The organism is Pseudomonas sp. 43mfcvi1.1, from assembly GCF_900115935.1.
In the GTDB taxonomy this organism is placed as follows: domain Bacteria; phylum Pseudomonadota; class Gammaproteobacteria; order Pseudomonadales; family Pseudomonadaceae; genus Aquipseudomonas; species Aquipseudomonas bijieensis.
Genome location: NZ_UETT01000012.1, coordinates 82,836 through 99,711 on the forward strand (window position 1 = coordinate 82,836; position 16,876 = coordinate 99,711).

Here is a 16,876-nt window from a genome sequence, read left to right on the forward strand (position 1 = left end):
TTCGCCGCCCAGCGGGAGCAAGCTCCCTCGCCACAGGGAATGGCTGCGCACCGCAAGAATCGGAGTGCCCGGCAACGCAGCACTACGCAGACTGAACAGTCCTTCCCAACAGGATTGCTATCGTGCCCCCTACGCCTTCCCTGCCCCAACACCTCGCCGACCTTGACTGGCCCGCCCTGGAACAGAGCCTCGACCAGGACGGCTGTGCAATCATTCGCAACCTGCTGCCGCCAGCGCAATGCCGGCTGCTCAGTGATTTGTACGCCGAACCCGGGCTTTTTCGTTCCCGGGTGATCATGGCCCGCCATGGATTCGGGCGCGGCGAGTATCAGTATTTTCGCTATCCGTTGCCCGACCTCGTCCAGCAATTGCGTCAATCCTTGTATCCGCAGCTGGTACCGCTGGCGAACCGCTGGAACGAATGCATGGGCCTTGAGGTGCGATACCCCGACGAGCACGCAGACTTTATTCAACGCTGCCATGTCGCCGGGCAGCAACGTCCTACGCCGTTGTTGCTGCAATACGGCCCCCAGGACTACAACTGCCTGCACCAGGATCTGTACGGCGAGCAGGTGTTCCCACTGCAAGTCGCGATCCTGTTGTCGGAACCGGGCCGGGACTTCAGCGGCGGTGAGTTCGTGCTGACCGAGCAACGCCCGCGCATGCAATCGCGGCCGCAGGTCATCGATCTGAAACAGGGCGATGCAGTGGTATTTGCCGTGCATCAACGGCCGGTCAAAGGCGTTCGCGGTTATTATCGGGTGAACATGCGTCATGGCGTCAGCTGCGTGCACAGCGGCAGGCGGCACACCTTGGGAATCATTTTTCATGATGCGCAGTAGTGACACACCGCTCACATTGGACCTGTTCGCCGACCAGGCGCCCACCACGCCCGGCCAGGTCGAACAGATCGGCCAACAATCCTTCGTGCTACGCGGGTTCGCCCTGCCCTGGCTGGAGCATTTGCTGCCGGCCCTGGAAAGCGTCTTGCAGGCCGCGCCGTTCCGGCAGATGGTCACGCCCGGCGGCTTTACCATGTCGGTGGCCCTGAGCAGTTGCGGCGCGCTGGGCTGGACCACCGACCGCAGCGGCTATCGCTACACCGCCCATGACCCGCAGACCGGCCAGCCCTGGCCCGAGATGCCGGCGGTGTTTCGCGAGCTGGCCCAGGCCGCCGCCCGGCAGGCACAGTTCGAGCATTTCGAGCCCGACAGCTGCCTGATCAACCGCTACGTGCCCGGCGCGCGGATGTCGCTGCATCAGGACAAGAACGAACGTTCCCTCGCCGCCCCCATCGTCTCGGTGTCCCTGGGCTTGCCAGCGGTGTTCCAGTTCGGCGGCTTCGAGCGCAGCGACAAGAGCCTGCGCATCCCGTTGCTGCACGGCGACATCGTGGTCTGGGGCGGCGTGGACCGCTTGCGTTACCACGGCGTGCTGCCCCTTAAGGAAGGACAGCATCCGCGCCTGGGCAGCCAGCGGATCAACCTGACGTTTCGCACCGCCGGATGACGGTGCAGAATTCAACCGCAAGACCCGGAGTGTTGCCACCCCACAGGCTCGCTACTGTAGACAAAACGGGCCAATGGACATAACGACCATGAACAGCACTTCGAACAATCTCGCCCCTGAACTGGATCCGCGCTGGGCCGCCGTGCTCGCCCGGGATCCGCGCGCCGATGGGCAATTCGTCTATGGCGTGAAAACCACCGGCATCTACTGCCACCCCAGCAGCCTGTCTCGGCTGCCCAACCCGCGTAACGTCGAGTTCTTCGACACCCCGGAACAAGCCCAGGCAGCCGGTTATCGCCCCAGCAAGCGCGCGGCCAGGGACCAGACCCAGGTCGCCGCCCAACAAGCGGCCCGGGTCGCGGCGGCCTGCCGGCAGATCGAGGCGGCCGAGGAGCTGCCGGGGCTGAATGAACTGGCAGCCAGCGCCGGCTTGAGCCCCTTCCATTTTCATCGGATCTTCAAGGCCATCACCGGCCTGACCCCCAAGGGTTACGCCGCCGCCCATCGCTCACGCAGGGTGCGCGAGCGCCTGGCCGATGGTGGGACGATCACTGATGCGCTGTACGACGCCGGTTTCAATTCCAACAGCCGCTTCTATGAAGCCGCCGACAAAGTCCTCGGCATGAAACCCACCGCCTACCGCGCCAAAGGCCAGAACACCGACATCCGTTTCGCCGTCGGCCAATGCTCCCTCGGGGCGATCCTGGTGGCGCAAAGCGAACGTGGCGTGTGCGCGATCCTGCTGGGAGACGACCCGGACACGCTGGTGCGGGACCTGCAAGACAAATTCCGTCGGGCCAATCTCATCGGTGCCGACCGCGAATTCGAGCAGTTGATCGCCCAAGTAGTGGGCTTTATCGAAGCCCCGGCGCTGGGCCTGGACCTGCCCCTGGACCTGCGCGGCACCGCGTTCCAGGAGCGGGTCTGGCAAGCCCTGCGGGACATTCCACCGGGCAGCACCGCCAGCTACGCCGAGATCGCCCAGCGCATCGGCATGCCCAAGGCCGTGCGCGCCGTGGCCCAGGCCTGCGGTGCCAACAGCCTGGCGGTGGCGATCCCTTGTCACCGGGTGGTGCGCAGCGACGGCAACCTGTCGGGCTATCGCTGGGGCGTGGAACGCAAGCGTCAGTTGCTGGCGCTGGAACGCTCGTCCGCGGACTGAACGCCAATGTAGATCGCCACGGATTCGTCGCCGCTGTAGACCTCGAAATCGGTGGTGAAGCGACGCAGTGTCTGCGGGTTATCGGCGAAGTACGCCCAGATCAGGCCCCAGGTCTGGATTACGCAATCGGGCATCGGCCCTTTGGCCGCAAACATCAGGTAGTCCCCGCCTTCGATGTCCACGGCGGGGTAGCCTGCGCTGGTCGCATCCACCTGCACCCCGGCCGTCACGTCGAAATAGCCGGTGGCGTCGGACTCGTAATTGGAATACACCCCGTAGACGAACGACTCCGACTGCCTGGCCGGAATCGTGTCGAACAGCTCTTCGGTGAAGAACTGCTGCCACATCGGACCGATCCTGGCCGTGTCGGGTTGCTGCTCGTCGGTGTTGCGGGTACGCACCTGCAGGCCGGCCACGGTGAAAGGTTCGACGGTCTTGAGTTTCACTTCCATGAGTCAGGCTCCTTGATGAATGAAGCCGCATGGTAACCCTCCCGTTGTGGGGATCAAGTTACGGTGCGCCATTGAAAACTCGACTGGCCTTGGCCGGGGTACACCTGCTAAAAACGCTGTTTCCTTTCTGCCGTCGGAGACCCGCACATGAGCCAGTGGCCAGATACGCGCATTCTTGACCTGCTCGGAATCGAGCTGCCGATTATCCAGGGGCCGCTGGCCGGGGTGACCGGGCCGGCCATGGTGGTGGCGACCTGCAATGCCGGCGGGCTGGGTTCGATGCCGGCGGCGATGCTGGATGTCGAGCAACTGCGCCAGGCACTGACGACCATCGGTGAACAGACCGACAAGCCATTCAATGTGAATTTTTTCTGTCACCAGCCGCCGGCGTTCGATGAACAGCGGGCCGAGGCCTGGAAGCAGCGGCTCAAGCCGTACTACCAGGAACTGGGCGCGGACTTCGACGCGCCGACGCCGGTGTCCAACCGCACGCCGTTCGATGATGCGGCCTGCCGTGTGCTGGAGGAGATGCGTCCGAAAGTGGTCAGTTTCCACTTCGGCCTGCCGGAAAAATCCTTGCTGGATCGAGTGAAGGCCACTGGCGCGAAAATCCTTTCGTCGGCCACCACCGTCGAGGAAGCCATCTGGCTGGAACAGCACGGTTGCGACGCGATCATCGCCATGGGCTATGAAGCAGGCGGGCATCGCGGGATGTTTCTCAGTGACGACCTCAATACCCAGGTCGGGCTGTTCGCCTTGTTGCCCCAGGTGGTGGACGCGGTGAAGGTGCCGGTGATCGCTGCTGGCGGAATCGGGGATGCGCGGGGAGTCGTCGCCGCGTTCGCCCTTGGCGCCTCGGCGGTGCAACTGGGCAGCGCCTATCTGTTCACGCCCGAGGCCAAGATCAGCGCGTCCCATCACCGGGCGCTGCGCACAGCCAAGGAAAGCCAGACCGCCGTCACCAACCTGTTCACCGGCCGCCCGGCCCGGGGCATCGTCAACCGGGTGATGCGCGAAGTGGGCCCGATGAGCCCGCTGGCCCCGGCCTTTCCCCTGGCCGGCGGGGCCTTGATGCCGTTGCGCGCCAAGGATGAAGCGGACTTCAGCAACCTCTGGGCCGGCCAGGCGTTTCCCCTGGGTCGCGAGTTGTCGAGCGCCGAGCTGACCCGGCGGCTGGCCGAGGAGACATTGGCCCGATTGAACAGCCGTGGCAGTTCCTGACTCATCATCGCCTGTCAGGCCGCCATCGCGAGCAGGCTCGCTCCCACAGAGGATCTGTGGCGAACACAGCACTTGGTAGACCTGTGGGAGCGAGCTTGCTCGCGATGGCGGTGGATCAGCTTGCATCAGTGCTGAATGTGCTGCCGCTATCGCGAGCAAGCTCGGCTCCCACAGGGTTGGTGTTGGGCACAGACCTTGCGAACACTCGAAATCCAATGTGGGAGCGAGCCTGCTCGCGATGGCGGCAGTCCTCTCACACCAATGTCCCCGACAAATTGCCGCGTTCCGTTTGCCAGTCATTCGCTATATATTCTGGTATATAGCGAATATGACCCTACGGAGCCGTCCCCATGCCCTTTCCCCGCTTCGCGCCGTTGCTGCTGACCACACTGTTTACCGTTGGCACCGTCCAGGCCGATGAGGTGCAAGTGGCGGTTGCCGCCAATTTCACCGCCCCGCTCCAGGCCATCGCCGCCGATTTCGAAAAAGACACCGGGCACAAAGTGGTGGCCGCCTACGGTGCGACCGGACAGTTCTACACGCAGATCAAGAACGGCGCGCCGTTCGAGGTCTTCCTCGCTGCCGACGACAGCACCCCGGCCAGACTCGAAAGCGAAGGCGACACCGTCAAGGGCTCGCGCTTCACCTATGCCGTCGGCACGCTGGCGCTGTGGTCGGCCAAGGACGGTTATGTCGACGGCCAGGGCCAGGTCCTCAAGGGCAACGCTTTCCAGCACCTGTCCATCGCCAACCCGAAGGCCGCGCCCTATGGCTTGGCCGCGACCCAGGTACTGGACAAGCTGGGGTTGGCCGCGCAGGTCAAGAGCAAGATTGTCGAAGGCCAGAACATCACCCAGGCCTATCAATTCGTTTCCACCGGCAACGCCGAGCTAGGCTTCGTTGCACTGTCCCAGGTGTACAAGGACGGCAAGGTAACGGGGGGGTCGGCCTGGATCGTCCCGGCCGAACTGCATGACCCGATCAAACAGGACGCGGTGATCCTTGGCAAAGGCCGTAACAATCCGGCCGCCGTGGCGCTGGTGGATTACCTCAAGGGACCGAAAGCCGCCGCCATCATCCAAGCCTACGGTTATCAACGCTAAATGCCACTGACCAGTGCCGACTTCGCAGCGATCTGGCTGACCCTGAAACTGGCGTCGTTGACCACGGTGATCCTGCTGCTCATCGGCACGCCCATCGCCTTATGGCTGTCGCGCACCCGCTCCTGGCTGCGCGGGCCGGTGGGTGCGGTGGTGGCGTTGCCGTTGGTATTGCCGCCCACGGTGATCGGCTTTTACCTGTTGCTGGCGTTAGGGCCTAACGGCTGGATCGGCCAGCTCACCCAGACCCTCGGGTTGGGCACCCTCACCTTCAGCTTCACCGGGTTGGTGATCGGCTCGGTGATCTATTCCATGCCGTTTGTGGTGCAGCCATTGCAGAACGCCTTTTCCGCCATCGGTAACCGCCCCCTGGAAGTCGCCGCCACCCTGCGGGCCAGTCCCTGGGATACTTTCTTCAGCGTCGTCCTGCCCCTGGCCCGCCCCGGTTTTATCACTGCGGCGATTCTCGGCTTTGCCCACACCGTCGGCGAATTCGGCGTGGTACTGATGATCGGCGGCAACATCCCGGAGAAAACCCGGGTGGTGTCAGTACAGATCTACGACCATGTCGAAGCCCTGGAATATGCCCAGGCCCACTGGCTGGCGGCGGCGATGCTGGTGTTTTCATTCGTTGTGCTGCTGGCGCTGTACTCCAGCCGCAGAACCCGTGCCGGTTGGAGCTGATCGATGATTCACGCGCGTTTGCAGCTCGACCATGGGGCTTTTTCAATGGACCTGGATGTGCAACTGCCAGGCCGTGGCGTGACCGCACTGTATGGGCCTTCCGGTTCCGGCAAAACCACCTGCCTGCGCTGCATCGCCGGGCTGGAGCGGCCGCCCCGTGGTTTTATCGAGGTCAATGGCGACGTGTGGCAGGACAGCGAACACGGTGTATTCGTGCCGCCCCATAAACGGCCAGTGGGGTATGTGTTCCAGGAGGCGAGCCTGTTCGCCCATTTGTCGGTGCGGGCCAACCTGGCGTTCGGCCTCAAGCGCATTGCGCCGGCTCAACGACGGGTGGATATGGACCAGGCGACCGACTTGCTGGGCATCGGCCCCTTGCTCGATCGGCCGCCGCACAACCTGTCCGGCGGCGAACGCCAGCGGGTGGGCATCGCCCGCGCCTTGCTCACCAGCCCGCGGCTGTTGTTGATGGATGAGCCGCTGGCGGCCCTCGATACCCGGCGCAAAAACGAAATCCTGCCGTATCTGCAACGGCTCCACGATGAGCTGGATATCCCGGTGCTGTACGTCAGCCATTCCCAGGACGAAGTGGCGCGCCTGGCCGACCACATCGTGCTGCTCGATGCTGGCCGCGCTCAGGCCAGCGGCCCCATCGGTGAGACCCTGGCCCGGCTCGACCTGCCATTGGCCCTGGGGGATGACGCTGGGGTGGTGATCGAGGGCAAGGTCAGCGGTTATGACCCGACTTATCAATTGCTGACCCTGAACCTGCCCGGCAGCCAACTGAACGTACGTGTGACCCACACGTCCCTGGCCCTCGGCCAGCCGCTGCGCTTCAAGGTCCAGGCCCGGGACGTCAGCCTGAGCCTGGCAAACGACGCCCAGACCAGCATCCTCAATCGCCTGCCAGTGACCGTGGTCAGCGAACAGGCCGCCGACAACGCCGCCCATGTGCTGATCCGTCTGGAAGCCGCCGGCACGCCACTGTTGGCGCGTATCACCCGGTATTCGCGCGACCAGTTGAAGCTGCATCCGGGGCAGGTGTTGTGGGCGCAGATCAAGGCGGTGGCGGTGTTGGCGTAGGACCCCGTAGCCAGATGATCTCACTGTGGGAGCGAGCCTGCTCGCGATAGCGGTGGTTCAGTCAACATTGATGTGGGCTGGTCTGACGCCATCGCGAGCAGGCTCGCTCCCACAGGGGTTCCTGTCCCCTTCAGAAACTTGGCACGTCCGCAACAGCCTGCGGTCAATGAATTCACAGGCCACCGGATTCGCTGCCAAGGACTTTTTTCATGCCCGACACCCTGCCCCCGGACGCACTGCCGGCCGACCTGCATTACGTCGACGACACCGCCCCGGGCATCACCCGGCGCAAATTGCGCGGCAAGTTCTGCTACTTCGACCCGCAGGGCCAGCGGATTACCGACGCCGCCGAAATCCAACGCATCAACGCCTTGGCCGTACCGCCTGCCTACACCGATGTGTGGATCTGCACCGACCCACGCGGCCATCTCCAGGCCACCGGTCGCGATGCCCGGGGCCGCAAGCAATACCGTTACCACGCGCGCTGGCGTGAAGTGCGCGATGCGGACAAATACTCGCGCATGCTCGAATTCGGCCGCACCCTGCCGCGCTTGCGCAAACGCCTGGAAGAGATCCTGGCCCAGCCCGGTTTCAGCCGCGACAAGGTCATGGCCACGGTCATCACCTTGCTGGACGTAACCCTGATCCGCGTCGGCAACACCCAGTACGCCCGAGACAATCGCTCCTACGGCCTGACGACCCTGCGCAGCAAACATGTCGAGGTCAACGGCAGCGCCATCGCCTTCCAGTTCCGCGGCAAGAGCGGCGTCGAACACCAGATCACCGTGAAAGACCGGCGCCTGGCACGGATCATCAAGCGCTGCCAGGAGATCCCCGGGCAGAACCTGTTCCAGTATCTGGACGAACACGGCGAGCGCCACGCCATCACTTCTTCGGACATCAACGCCTACCTCAAGACCCTCACCGGTGCGGACTTCACCGCCAAGGACTACCGCACCTGGGCCGGCAGTGCGGCGGCCCTGGCCGGGCTGCGGACGCTGCGTTGGGAAACCGAGACCGAGGCCAAGAAACACGTGGCCGAGATGGTCAGGCACGTCGCCCGGCAACTGGGCAACACGCCGACCGTCTGTCGCAAGTGCTACATTCATCCTGCAGTGGTCGAGGGTTTCCTGCTCGGCGCCCTGGGGGAACTGCCCAAACCCCGGGCACGCAAAGGGCTCAGTGAGGAAGAAGCCGGGTTGACGCTGTTCCTGCAGCGCATGACAGACGCCGCCCAGGCGTGCGAACAACAGCAACCGGCTTGATGCGTCCATGGGCTGCTAGCCCTGGATGAGGAACATCCGCAGACCGCTGGACTCCCAACTGTACAGCGCCACCGTTGCGCAGGCACGTCAACGGATGAAGTCGACAGGAGTTTCAGATGTCCGAACACATTGTCCATTTCCATTGCCAGATCGATCAGGGCACCACGGAACGCTTCCGGGACAATTGCCTGGAAGCCATCGAAAAAGGCGCCGATTCGCTGATGCTCAATCTCTCCACGGTCGGTGGCAGTACCAACTTCGGTTTCACCCTCTACACCTTCATCAAGTCCCTTCCGGTGCCAGTACGTGCGGTGAACGCCGGCAACATAGAGTCGATGGGCATCGTCATGTACCTGGCCGCCAGCGACCGCACCACCACCCCGCACTCGCGTTTTCTGATCCACCCGATGAACTGGTACTTCGGCCAGAAATCGGTGGACCATTCACGCTTGCGCGAATACCTGTCCAGCCTGGACAACGACGTGGCGCGCTATGTGGAAATCTACGTCAAGGAGACCGCCGGCGCCGCGACACAGCTGGATATCTTCAAATGCCTGTGCGCCGAGGAACGGGTCATTCCGGCGGAAAACTCCCTGGCATTCGGCATTGCCCATCGAGTCGAGCAAGTGGTTTTTCCGACAGATGCCAAGCATTGGAAAGTCAGCGGCGGCGAGGATTAGAACTACACATCCACGGGCTGACCATTCGTCGCCAGCCAGAGAGTTTTTTTAAACTTCCCCCGGCCATTTTCTTTCCCAAATAATGCGAGGCACGTTGCTCGCTCAACCAAAATGAGGATTCTCGAGATGGCCAGTAGCGGAAACAAAAACCCAGGCAACTTCGCAAACGATCGTGAAAAGGCATCTGAAGCCGGCAAGAAAGGCGGACAAGCGTCGGGCGGCAACGTTGCCAACGACCGGCAAAAAGGCACCGGCGCCGGTAACAAAGGCAGTGAACGCGGCCAAGGCGGCGGCAGAAAATCGTAACTCTCCCAACCGCTGGGGCGCAGGCATCCTGCGCCCTGGTGCTATCTGCTCATATCCTCATCACAAATACGAAATTCCATATATTCGATTGTCCGCATATACTCCGGCGCAGCCCTACCTTGCGCTTATCGGAGCCGATCGATGAAAGTCCTCTTCATGTGCACAGCCAACAGCTGTCGCAGCATTCTCAGCGAAGCGATGTTCAACCACCTGGCTCCCGTCGAGTTCGAAGCCGTCAGCGCCGGCAGCTTCCCCAAGGGCCAGGTGCTGCCGCGCAGCCTGAGTACCTTGCAGGAGGCCGGCATCAGCATCAAAGGCTTGCGCAGCAAGGGCAACGACGCCTTCGAAAGCAACCCGCCGGACATCGTCATCACGGTGTGCGACAACGCCGCCAATGAAGCTTGCCCGGTGTACTTTGGCCCGGCGATCAAGACCCATTGGGGCCTGGCGGATCCGTCGGAAGTCCAAGGCAGCGACGATCAGATCAGCCAGGCTTTCCACAGCACGCTGGACCGTATCGAAACCCGCTGCAGGGCCTTTTTCGCCCTGCCCTTCGACCAGCTCGACGCCCAGGCCTTGAAAGCCGAGCTCGACCGCATCGGCACCCTCTGAGCGATCAACCTGCGCGATAAGCCTGCTTCAGCGTCTCGATCCAGCTCGGGTCCAGGCGCGACTGTTCAGGATCCAGGCCCAGCGCCTGCATCTTCGCCAAGTGCGCGTCGGCCTCCCGGGCCAGCGAGCCCTGGGCGCTGGAGTTGGCATCCAACTGATGCATCTGGGCCAACCCCAGGTGGTAGAAACGCAGCAATTTCATGGCGGTGGGGTCTTGGGCCTGCACGCCGGCGGTCACCTGATGCATCACGTTGGTGATTTTCATCAGGCTGCGCTTGAGCTGCCAACCGTACACCGCCGCGGCCATCCACGGCTGCGACCAGAAATACAGGCGCATCAGCGCCGCCATCGCCAGCACCGCGACAATCACCCCGCCGAGATTGAAACGAAAGTTAGCGCCCCCCGGCGTACCGAACAGCATCACCGCCAGGCTGGACAGCAGCATCGCCAGGGCCAGGAACACCACCGCGATGATCAGGGTGCTGCGGCGGGTCTGCTTGCGGTAGGTGTCGCCATCCCACGGTTTGATCTCGAACATCGCGGTGCAATTTCCTTGTACGGCATCAAAAGAGTCACGCATTATCGCCTGCCCGGTCGATTTAGCTATGCTGGGGCTCATTTTGTAGCGCAACCGACTCGCCGGGTCCGGATCAAAGTCCATGGCGATAGCGCAAGGATCGTGCGATCTTTCTGCGTGGACGTTTTTTTCAAGATGCCGTCGTTGTGTGCATGGCATCGTTTTCAAGGAAAGCTGAATGACTCAAAGACATGTAATCAACGCCTCGGTAAGCCCCAAGGGCAGCCTGGAGACCTTGTCCCAGCGCGAAGTCCAGCAACTGAGCGAAGCCGGTTCCGGCAGTATCTATACCCTCTTCCGCCAGTGCGCCCTGGCCATCCTCAACACTGGCGCCCATGTTGATAACGCCAAGACCATCCTGGAAGCCTACAAGGACTTCGAGATCCGTATTCACCAGCAGGACCGCGGTGTGCGCCTGGAGCTGCTGAACGCGCCAGCCGATGCGTTCGTCGACGGCGAGATGATCGCCAGCACCCGCGAGATGCTCTTCAGCGCCCTGCGCGACATCGTCTACACCGAGAACGAACTGGACAGCCAGCGCATCGACCTGAGCTCGTCCCAGGGCATCAGCGACTACGTGTTCCACCTGTTGCGCAACGCCCGCACCTTGCGCCCTGGCGTGGAGCCGAAAATCGTCGTGTGCTGGGGCGGTCACTCGATCAACACCGAAGAATACAAATACACCAAGAAAGTCGGCCACGAACTGGGCTTGCGCAGCCTGGACATCTGCACCGGTTGCGGCCCCGGCGTGATGAAAGGCCCGATGAAAGGCGCCACCATCGCCCACGCCAAGCAACGCATCCATGGCGGTCGCTACCTGGGCCTGACGGAGCCGGGCATCATCGCGGCCGAAGCGCCGAACCCGATCGTCAATGAGTTGGTGATCCTGCCGGACATCGAGAAGCGCCTGGAAGCCTTCGTGCGCGTCGGCCACGGCATCATCATCTTTCCGGGCGGTGCCGGTACGGCGGAGGAATTCCTCTATCTGCTGGGCATCCTGATGCACCCGGCCAACCAGGACCTGCCCTTCCCGGTGGTCCTCACCGGGCCGAAAAGCGCCGCGCCGTACCTCGATCAGTTGCACGCGTTTGTCGGTGCGACCCTGGGCGAGGCGGCGCAGAAGCACTACCAGATCATCATCGACGACCCGGCCGAAGTGGCACGGCAGATGACCCAGGGGCTCAAGGAGGTCAAGCAGTTCCGCCGCGAGCGCAACGACGCCTTCCACTTCAACTGGCTGCTGAAGATCGACGAAGGTTTCCAGCGCCCGTTCGACCCGACCCACGCCAACATGGCCAGCCTGGGCCTGAGCCGCGACCTGCCCGCCCACGAACTGGCGGCCAACCTGCGCCGGGCGTTCTCGGGCATCGTGGCGGGTAACGTCAAGGACAAGGGCATCCGCCTGATCGAAGAGCACGGCCCGTACGAAATCCACGGCGACGCCGCCATCATGGAACCCCTCGACCGCCTGCTCCAGGCCTTCGTCGCCCAGCACCGCATGAAACTGCCGGGCGGCGCGGCGTATGTGCCGTGCTATCGCGTGGTGACCTGAGCCGCAAAGTCCTCGCTCCCCTGTGGGAGCGAGCCTGCTCGCGAAGGCGTCGGCACATCCAATATTGATGCAAGCTGACCCACCGCTATCGCGAGCAGGCTCGCTCCCACAGAGGACTTGTGCGGTTACTGAATCCGTATCAGGCCGGCTTCATTCATCTCAACAGCAAGCCCAAGGTAATCCTTGATCTGCGGATGGTGGGTGACCACCGGGTGCGTATGGGTCGCCGTCACCACCATCACGTCGGCCCCTGATGCCTCGCCAGCGCGGATGCCGGCATCTGCGTCTTCAAAGACCAGACATTCCTGCGGCGCCACTTGCAAGCGCTCTGCGGCCAGTCGATAGCAGGCCGGGTTGGGCTTGCCATCGTTGACATCTTCGGAAGTGACCATCACCAAGGGGCGTGGAATCCCGGCGGCGTCCATACGCCGCAAGGCCAGTGCCATCGGCGCCGAAGTGACAATCGCCCATTGGCTAGGCGGCAGGCCTTTCAGAAACGCAGCCGCACCGGCCACTTGCACCACGCCTTCGACATCCTCGATTTCCTCCCGGGTAATCTGCTCAGCCTCGGCCTGGGCATCCACCCCCGGCAGATGCTGGCGGGCGATGGTGTCGATGGCGCGCACGCCATGGATCGTCGGCAGGAACGTCGCCACGTCCACGCCGTGGCGCAGGGCCCAGCGTGTCCAGATGCGCTCGGCGGCGGCGATGGAATTGAGCAGGGTGCCGTCCATGTCGAAGAGGAAGGCGCGGTAGGAACGGTGGTCTGGCATCGGATCCTCAATGATGAAGGGGTGGATAACAGCCACTGTAACATCGCCAGGCACCGAACCTGTGGGAGCAGAACCTGTGGGAGCAAAGCTTGCTCGCGATAGCGGTTTCAAAGCCCATGGGGGGCGTTGTATGTGACGACGTCATCGCGAGCAAGCTTTGCTCCCACAGGTTCGCACACAGGGCGTTTGTGTTGTTTTACAAAACGGCGATCTAAACGAGGCGCTCGATCGGCTGATGCTGCCACACCAGCTTGTAATACAGCGTCTGCAACAACAGCATGCCCAGGTAAGCCACCGGGAACGCCATCCACACCCCTTGCAGCCCGAAGTGAGCGTCCAACAGGTACGCCGCTGGCACCTGCACACCGACAATGCAGAAGATCGAGATGGCGACCGGCACCAGCACCGTGCCGCTGGCCCGCATGATGCCGCCGACAATCGCCTGGAAGCCGAACACCAGCAAGCTCCAGAGCATGATATGCAGCAAGTGTTCGGCCTGGACCCGGGCCGCCGGGTCGGTGATGAACAGCCCCAGCAGCCAGTGGGACAGCAGATAGCCCAGCAGCACCAGTCCACCGGTGAGCCAGAGGTTGAATACAAGCCCCATGCGCAGGATCGGCCCCAGGCGCTCCAGGCGTCCGGCACCGATGGCCTGGGCGCCAAGGATCGAGGCGGTGATGGCAATCGACAGCGCCGGAAACTGCACATAGTTGACGATCTGCGTCACCGCGCCGTAAGCCGCCGTGGCCTGGGAACCGTGGCGGTTGACCAGCGCCAGGATCACCAGCTCCGACAACGAAATCACCACCATCTGCAACCCCGTGGGCAGGCCGATGCGCAGCACCTTGCCAAGGATGTCCATGTCCAGGCGCATCGCCGCGAACAACGCACGGTCCGGTGCCAAGGCGTGCGCGCGACGGTTCAGGCGCCACGCCAGCATCAGCATCGCCGACGTCGTCCCCGCCAGCCCCGCCAATGCCGCGCTCTGGATGCCCATCTGCGGCAGCCCCAGCCAGCCGCGAATCAACGCTGGCGTCAGGATCAACCCGACACTGGTGGACACCAGCAACGCCAACATCGGTGACACCGTATCGCTCACCCCGCGCAGCAGTTGGGTGAACAGCACAAAGACCAGCAACATCGGCAGGATCCACAGCATCACCCGGGCATAGGAAACGGCGTCCTCCAGCACATCGGCCGGCGTGCCGAGCCCTTGCAACGCCTGGCGCGCAAAGACGCTACCCAGCACCGCCGCCACCAGGCCGATGATCGCCCCCAGCAACAAGGTCGAACCAGCAATCGCCTTCACCGTGCCGGTTTCGCCGGCGCCATAGGCCTGCCCGATCAGTACCCCCGCCCCCGCGCCCAGGCCGATCACCAGAGCGATGAAGAAAAACACGATGGGAAACATGCCCGACACCGACGCCAAGGCCTGGGTGCCAAGCATCTGGCCGATGTAGATGCTGTTGAATGTGCCGGACATGGACTGCAGGAAGTTGGACAGAACCATGGGGATCAGGAACAGGAGATAGGTTTTCCAGAGGGGCTGGGTGGGCATGGGGACTCTGATGGCAGGTTCGAAAATCCGATGCGGGGTAATTTAGCTCAATCCATTGCGTCTGTTTCAAAGAATCAACTGGAGAACACTCTTGTGGCGAGGGGATTTATCCCCGCTGGGTTGCGAAGCGACCCCAAACCCGACACCTCGCTATGACAGATGGATTGCGCTCATCTTGCAGGGGGGCTGCTTCGCACCCCAACGGGGATAAATCCCCTCGCCACAAAGTCACCCGACCTTCGTCGGGTGCATTCGACATTTTCCAGACTGCGTCTAATCTGAAGTAGCACAGTGCCACGTACTGCGTAGGTCAATGCCTACAGCAATACCGGAATCGGACAGCCGGTCTTAAAGTCCGAACGAGGGTCGCAGATAACCAGTTATTCGCAAATAACCTGTTGGCAACACTGTTCAAGGACCGAACCATGACGTCGTATTCTCACGGTCATCCCCTTTCCCAATCAAAACCACGCATCCTCTGGAGTGCTGTGCTAGTGGCCATTGCCGCGAGCATTGGCGTGCTGGCGCTCAATGGTGCGAGTGGGCAAAACATCGGTTTGAGCGTGGCGATCCTGGCCTTGGGCGTCGGTGCTGGCGTATGGGGTGCGCGTTCGCAACGCCAGCAGTTCGACAGCGCCCTGGCCGCCGCCATGGCCCACCACGACCTGCAAGGCAGCGAGCAGCTGGCCCATAAAACCCACGCACAACTCAACGAAGTCATTCTCGGGGCCATGCCGATCTGGGCCAAGCAGGTCGAAAGCTCCCGGCAACAGACCGAAACCGCAATCGTCTCCCTGACCAGCCGCTTCACCGGCATTTCGTCACGCCTGGAAGACACCGTGCAGGCTTCGCAACTGGCCGCCGGTGAACTGGCCGGCAGCAGCGGTGGCGGCGCCGTGCAAGTACTGGCCCAGAGCGAAGGTGAACTGGTCAAGGTCATCGACTCGCTGAAAGCCACCCAGGCCAGCCGCGATGAAACCCTGGCCCAGGTGCGTAACCTGACGGCCTATACCGGCGAGCTGCGGACCATGGCCGCCGATGTCGCGGCGATTGCCGCACAGACCAACCTGCTGGCGCTCAACGCCGCCATCGAAGCCGCCCGTGCCGGCGAAGCCGGGCGTGGCTTTGCCGTGGTGGCCGACGCCGTGCGCAGCCTGTCGAGCAAGTCCAGCGAGACCGGCCAGCAGATGTCGGCCAAGGTCGACATCATCAACACCGCCATCACCCAACTGGTCCATGCCGCGTCCAGCGGAGCCGACCAGGACAGCCATTCGGTCAGTGCCTCCGAGCAAAGCATCCAGCAGGTGCTGGAGCGCTTCAAGAGTGTCACTGGCCGGTTGGCCGACTCGGCCGACATGCTGCAGCGGGAAAGCTTCGGCATTCGCGATGAACTCACCGAAGTGCTGGTCAGCCTGCAATTCCAGGATCGGGTCAGCCAGATCCTCAGCCACGTGCGCGACAACATCGAGGACCTGCATGTGCACCTGCATCAGGCCAGTCAGTCGCCCGACCAGGCCGTCTCCATCGATGCCCGCCAATGGCTGGCGCGCATGGAGACCACTTACGCCACCGACGAGCAACGCCGCAACCACCACGGCGACTCGAGTGCGCAACAGGTTTCACAGGAAATAACCTTCTTTTAGGAGAGCCTTTCATGGCTAAAAGTGTATTGGTTGTCGACGACTCCGCGAGCGTTCGGCAGGTGGTCGGCATCGCGTTGAAAAGTGCCGGCTATGACGTGATCGAGGCGAGCGATGGCAAGGATGCGCTGGGCAAGCTCAATGGCCAGAAAGTGCACCTGATCATCAGTGACGTGAACATGCCCAACATGGACGGCATCACCTTCGTCAAGGAGGTCAAGAAGCTGGCCAGCTACAAGTTCACGCCAATCATCATGCTGACCACCGAATCCCAGGAATCGAAGAAACAGGAAGGCCAGGCCGCCGGGGCCAAGGCCTGGGTGGTCAAGCCGTTCCAGCCGGCGCAGATGCTGGCAGCGGTATCCAAGCTGATTCTTCCCTGATGACCGGAGGCTCCAATGCCGTTGCACTACGAAACACAGGATGACACCGCCCAGGTGCACATCGACGGCGAGCTGACGATCTACACCGCCGCCGACCTGGCCGCGCAATGGTTACCGCACCTGGGCGCAACACCGCGAATGGCCCTCGATCTGTCGCAGATCACCGAGATGGACGGGGCCGGCCTGCAACTACTGCTGATGGTGCAGCGCGAGGCGTCCCGGGCCGGGACCCAGCTGACACTGACCGGCCAAAGCAAGGCAGTTACGCAAACACTTGCCCTGTGCAACCTGGTTGCCTAGGGCTGCAATACGTCGGACA

19 protein-coding genes are annotated in these 16,876 nt (G+C 62.7%); 15 read left to right on the top strand and 4 right to left on the bottom strand.

Translation table 11 applies throughout. The annotated features are described in order from the left end of the window. Positions 1 to 122: 122 nt before the first annotated feature. The 3 genes from DTP52_RS21845 to ada all read left to right on the top strand — a co-directional run bounded on the left by DTP52_RS21845 (position 123) and on the right by ada (position 2,671). The gene (locus DTP52_RS21845) at positions 123 to 842 is read left to right on the top strand and encodes a 2OG-Fe(II) oxygenase (protein WP_109755199.1); all 720 of its coding nucleotides are present in this window, start codon (positions 123 to 125) and stop codon (positions 840 to 842) included. Further along, positions 829 to 1,509: a DNA oxidative demethylase AlkB gene (alkB, locus tag DTP52_RS21850; protein ID WP_109755200.1), complete on the top strand. Its 681-nt coding sequence runs from the start codon at positions 829 to 831 to the stop codon at positions 1,507 to 1,509. Before DTP52_RS21845 ends, alkB begins: the two co-directional genes overlap by 14 nt. Before the next feature lie 88 nt (positions 1,510 to 1,597). Beyond that, positions 1,598 to 2,671 carry a bifunctional DNA-binding transcriptional regulator/O6-methylguanine-DNA methyltransferase Ada gene (gene ada / locus DTP52_RS21855; RefSeq protein WP_109755201.1) on the top strand — a complete coding sequence of 358 codons (1,074 nt, stop codon included), beginning with the start codon at positions 1,598 to 1,600 and terminating at the stop codon, positions 2,669 to 2,671. On the opposite strand, the gene DTP52_RS21860 is transcribed toward ada, so the two are convergent. Beyond that, positions 2,635 to 3,123, bottom strand: a complete 489-nt coding sequence (locus DTP52_RS21860) for a GyrI-like domain-containing protein (RefSeq protein ID WP_109755202.1) — start codon at positions 3,121 to 3,123, stop codon at positions 2,635 to 2,637. The genes ada and DTP52_RS21860 overlap by 37 nt on opposite strands. Before the next feature lie 147 nt (positions 3,124 to 3,270). On the opposite strand from DTP52_RS21860, the gene DTP52_RS21865 reads away from it, so the two are divergent. The 8 genes from DTP52_RS21865 to DTP52_RS21900 all read left to right on the top strand — a co-directional run bounded on the left by DTP52_RS21865 (position 3,271) and on the right by DTP52_RS21900 (position 10,074). Continuing rightward, positions 3,271 to 4,344, top strand: a complete 1,074-nt coding sequence (locus DTP52_RS21865; RefSeq protein ID WP_109755203.1) for a nitronate monooxygenase family protein — start codon at positions 3,271 to 3,273, stop codon at positions 4,342 to 4,344. A gap of 350 nt (positions 4,345 to 4,694) precedes the next feature. Next, positions 4,695 to 5,447, top strand: a complete 753-nt coding sequence (gene modA, locus DTP52_RS21870) for a molybdate ABC transporter substrate-binding protein (RefSeq protein ID WP_109755204.1) — start codon at positions 4,695 to 4,697, stop codon at positions 5,445 to 5,447. After that, positions 5,448 to 6,128: a molybdate ABC transporter permease subunit gene (gene modB, locus DTP52_RS21875; RefSeq protein WP_109755205.1), complete on the top strand. Its 681-nt coding sequence runs from the start codon at positions 5,448 to 5,450 to the stop codon at positions 6,126 to 6,128. A gap of 3 nt (positions 6,129 to 6,131) precedes the next feature. Continuing rightward, positions 6,132 to 7,211, top strand: coding sequence for a molybdenum ABC transporter ATP-binding protein (modC, locus tag DTP52_RS21880; RefSeq protein WP_109755206.1), 1,080 nt, complete (start codon positions 6,132 to 6,134; stop codon positions 7,209 to 7,211). A gap of 209 nt (positions 7,212 to 7,420) precedes the next feature. After that, the gene (locus tag DTP52_RS21885; protein ID WP_109755207.1) at positions 7,421 to 8,476 is read left to right on the top strand and encodes a DNA topoisomerase IB; all 1,056 of its coding nucleotides are present in this window, start codon (positions 7,421 to 7,423) and stop codon (positions 8,474 to 8,476) included. A gap of 116 nt (positions 8,477 to 8,592) precedes the next feature. Beyond that, positions 8,593 to 9,156, top strand: a complete 564-nt coding sequence (locus DTP52_RS21890; protein WP_057450977.1) for an ATP-dependent Clp protease proteolytic subunit — start codon at positions 8,593 to 8,595, stop codon at positions 9,154 to 9,156. A gap of 126 nt (positions 9,157 to 9,282) precedes the next feature. Continuing rightward, the gene (locus tag DTP52_RS21895; RefSeq protein ID WP_109755208.1) at positions 9,283 to 9,462 is read left to right on the top strand and encodes a general stress protein; all 180 of its coding nucleotides are present in this window, start codon (positions 9,283 to 9,285) and stop codon (positions 9,460 to 9,462) included. A 141-nt stretch (positions 9,463 to 9,603) separates the two neighbouring features. Next, positions 9,604 to 10,074, top strand: a complete 471-nt coding sequence (locus DTP52_RS21900; protein ID WP_109755209.1) for an arsenate reductase ArsC — start codon at positions 9,604 to 9,606, stop codon at positions 10,072 to 10,074. Between the two features lie 4 nt (positions 10,075 to 10,078). Here the strand turns inward: DTP52_RS21900 and DTP52_RS21905 are convergent, their stop codons facing one another. Next, positions 10,079 to 10,612, bottom strand: coding sequence for a DUF3087 family protein (locus DTP52_RS21905; protein WP_109755210.1), 534 nt, complete (start codon positions 10,610 to 10,612; stop codon positions 10,079 to 10,081). Between the two features lie 217 nt (positions 10,613 to 10,829). On the opposite strand from DTP52_RS21905, the gene ppnN reads away from it, so the two are divergent. Then, positions 10,830 to 12,203, top strand: a complete 1,374-nt coding sequence (gene ppnN / locus DTP52_RS21910) for a nucleotide 5'-monophosphate nucleosidase PpnN (protein ID WP_025213122.1) — start codon at positions 10,830 to 10,832, stop codon at positions 12,201 to 12,203. Positions 12,204 to 12,328: 125 nt separating this feature from the next. Here the strand turns inward: ppnN and DTP52_RS21915 are convergent, their stop codons facing one another. Beyond that, a complete protein-coding gene (locus DTP52_RS21915) occupies positions 12,329 to 12,976 on the bottom strand; it encodes an HAD-IA family hydrolase (RefSeq protein ID WP_109755211.1) in 648 nt (215 codons plus the stop codon). Between the two features lie 211 nt (positions 12,977 to 13,187). Further along, positions 13,188 to 14,534: an MATE family efflux transporter gene (locus DTP52_RS21920; protein ID WP_109755212.1), complete on the bottom strand. Its 1,347-nt coding sequence runs from the start codon at positions 14,532 to 14,534 to the stop codon at positions 13,188 to 13,190. A gap of 731 nt (positions 14,535 to 15,265) precedes the next feature. On the opposite strand from DTP52_RS21920, the gene DTP52_RS21925 reads away from it, so the two are divergent. Genes DTP52_RS21925 through DTP52_RS21935 form a run of 3 tightly spaced genes read left to right on the top strand, consistent with a single transcriptional unit; the run spans position 15,266 to position 16,857 of the window. Continuing rightward, a complete protein-coding gene (locus tag DTP52_RS21925) occupies positions 15,266 to 16,177 on the top strand; it encodes a methyl-accepting chemotaxis protein (protein WP_371925619.1) in 912 nt (303 codons plus the stop codon). Positions 16,178 to 16,188: 11 nt separating this feature from the next. Then, a complete protein-coding gene (locus tag DTP52_RS21930; protein WP_003203044.1) occupies positions 16,189 to 16,557 on the top strand; it encodes a response regulator in 369 nt (122 codons plus the stop codon). A gap of 15 nt (positions 16,558 to 16,572) precedes the next feature. Next, complete coding sequence (locus DTP52_RS21935; protein ID WP_109755214.1) at positions 16,573 to 16,857, top strand: lipid asymmetry maintenance protein MlaB; 285 nt, start codon at positions 16,573 to 16,575, stop codon at positions 16,855 to 16,857. Positions 16,858 to 16,876 lie beyond the last annotated feature (19 nt).